Here is a 2,201-nt window from a genome sequence, read left to right as displayed (position 1 = left end):
ATTCGCGGCAAAACGTCGAAAGGACGTGATTTTGCCGTTGCGAATGATTAATTCGGGGCGGCGGACCAACAAGTCTCCGCCCCGTTTTTTTGACCTCCCACGCGCGGCGCCCGCGCATTCTGGAGCGTAGACATGGCCTCGGCAGCCGAACAGCTTGCGGCTAACATCAATTTCGCCTCCTTCGGCAAGGCCGAGGAACTCAAGAAGCGGATCTGGTTCACCCTCGGGGCGCTGATCGTCTATCGTCTCGGCACCTATATCCCGCTGCCGGGCATCGATCCCGCCGCCTTCGCCGCCAATTTCCACGGCAAGCAGCAGGGCGTGCTGGAGCTGTTCAACATGTTCGCGGGCGGCGCCGTGCAGCGCATGGCCATTTTCGCCCTGAACATCATGCCCTATATCTCGGCCTCGATCATCGTCCAGCTGATGAGCTCGGTGATTCCCGCGCTCGAACAGCTCAAGAAGGAAGGCGAGCAGGGCCGCAAGGTCATGAACCAATACACCCGGTATCTCACCGTGGTGATCGCCGCCTTCCAGGCCTATGGCATTGCGGTCGGCCTTGAGGGTCAGCCGAATGTGGTCACGGATCCCGGCTGGTTCTTCCGCCTCTCGACCGTCCTGACCCTGATGGGCGGCACTTTGTTCCTGATGTGGCTGGGTGAGCAGATCACTTCGCGCGGCATCGGCAACGGCTCGTCGCTCATCATTTTCGCCGGCATTGTCGCGGCCTTCCCCTCGGCCGTCGCCAATACGCTGGAGCTGTCGCGCCAGGGCGCGATTTCGCCGCTCGTCCTGCTCGGCCTGATCGTGATGTCCTTCGGCGTGATCGCCTTCATCGTCTTCATGGAGCGCGCCCAGCGCCGTCTGCTGATCACCTATCCCAAGCGCCAGCAGGGCAACCGCATTTATGAGGGCCAGACCTCGTTCCTGCCGCTCAAGCTGAACACATCGGGCGTGATTCCACCGATTTTCGCGTCGTCGCTGCTGCTGCTGCCGACCACCATCGCCAATTTCTCGCAGAATGGCGGGGCAGGGGGCGTGCTCGGCTTCCTGGCGACCTATCTCGGCCATGGCCGCCCGGCCTATATCGCGCTCTATGCGGCGCTGATCGTGTTTTTCGCCTTCTTCTATACCGCGATCGTGTTCGATCCGGTCGAGACAGCCGAAAATCTCAAGAAGCACGGCGGCTTCATTCCGGGCGTGCGCCCCGGCGAACGCACCGCGCAATATATTGATTACGTCCTGACTCGAATCACGGTTCTGGGCGCCGCCTATCTGGCGATCATCTGCCTCCTACCCGAAATGCTCATTTCCCAATTTGCGCTTCCGTTCTATTTCGGCGGAACGTCCCTGTTGATCGTCGTCAGCGTCACCATGGACACCGTTGCGCAAATTCATGGCCATCTGCAGGCCCAGCAATATGAGGGGCTGGTCAAAAAGGCCAAACTCAGGGGGAAGAAGAAATGAGGCTGATTCTGCTCGGACCGCCGGGAGCCGGCAAAGGCACCCAATCGGCGCGCCTGGAACAGAAATATGGCATCCCGCAGCTTTCCACCGGCGACATGCTCCGCGCGGCGGTCAAGGCGGGCACCCCCATCGGTCTGCAGGCCAAGGCGGTGATGGAATCGGGCGGATTGGTTTCCGACGAGATCGTCGTCGGCATCATCGAGGCTCGGATCGAAGAGCCGGATTGCGTCAAGGGCTTCATCCTCGACGGATTTCCACGCACGGTCGCCCAGGCCAAAGCGCTCGACGCCATGCTCAAGCGGCACCACAAGGAGCTTGATGCGGTGATCGAACTGGTCGTCGACGACCAGATTCTGCTGTCGCGCATCGAGAATCGCGCCAAGGAAACGGTCGCGGCGGGCGGCGCGGTCCGCGCCGACGACAATCCGGAAAGCTTCAAGAAGCGCTTGGCGCAATATCACGAGCTGACCGCGCCGGTGTCGGATTATTACCGCTCCGTCGGCGAGTTGCGCACGGTCGACGGCATGGCGCAGATCGACGCCGTGACCGCCGAAATCGACTCGATCCTCGGCAAGTAAGGCCGAGCGTAACAATTGCTTGAAAATGGTTGACGCAACGGTGTCGCCGTTATAAAGCAACCGTTCATTCCGCGCTCCGGCTTGAAAAAGCTGGAGCGCTGTTTTTCTGCATCTCCCGCATGGGCCGGCCTCCACCGGACGCGGGCATAACCGGGC

At 61.2% G+C, this 2,201-nt stretch carries 2 protein-coding genes; both read left to right on the top strand.

Features of this window, described 5'->3' with window-relative positions:
- Window positions 1-132: 132 nt before the first annotated feature.
- Window positions 133-1,467 (top strand): preprotein translocase subunit SecY, encoded by a 1,335-nt coding sequence (gene secY / locus ACE3S9_RS18815; RefSeq protein WP_374548005.1) that lies wholly within the window; start codon window positions 133-135, stop codon window positions 1,465-1,467.
- Complete coding sequence (locus ACE3S9_RS18810; RefSeq protein WP_374548003.1) at window positions 1,464-2,045, top strand: adenylate kinase; 582 nt, start codon at window positions 1,464-1,466, stop codon at window positions 2,043-2,045. The genes secY and ACE3S9_RS18810 overlap by 4 nt, the downstream gene beginning before the upstream one ends.
- Window positions 2,046-2,201 lie beyond the last annotated feature (156 nt).

This window comes from Rhodoblastus sp. (genome assembly GCF_041915505.1).
In the GTDB taxonomy this organism is placed as follows: Bacteria; Pseudomonadota; Alphaproteobacteria; order Rhizobiales; family Beijerinckiaceae; genus Rhodoblastus.
This window is presented reverse-complemented; position numbering and strand designations above follow the sequence as displayed.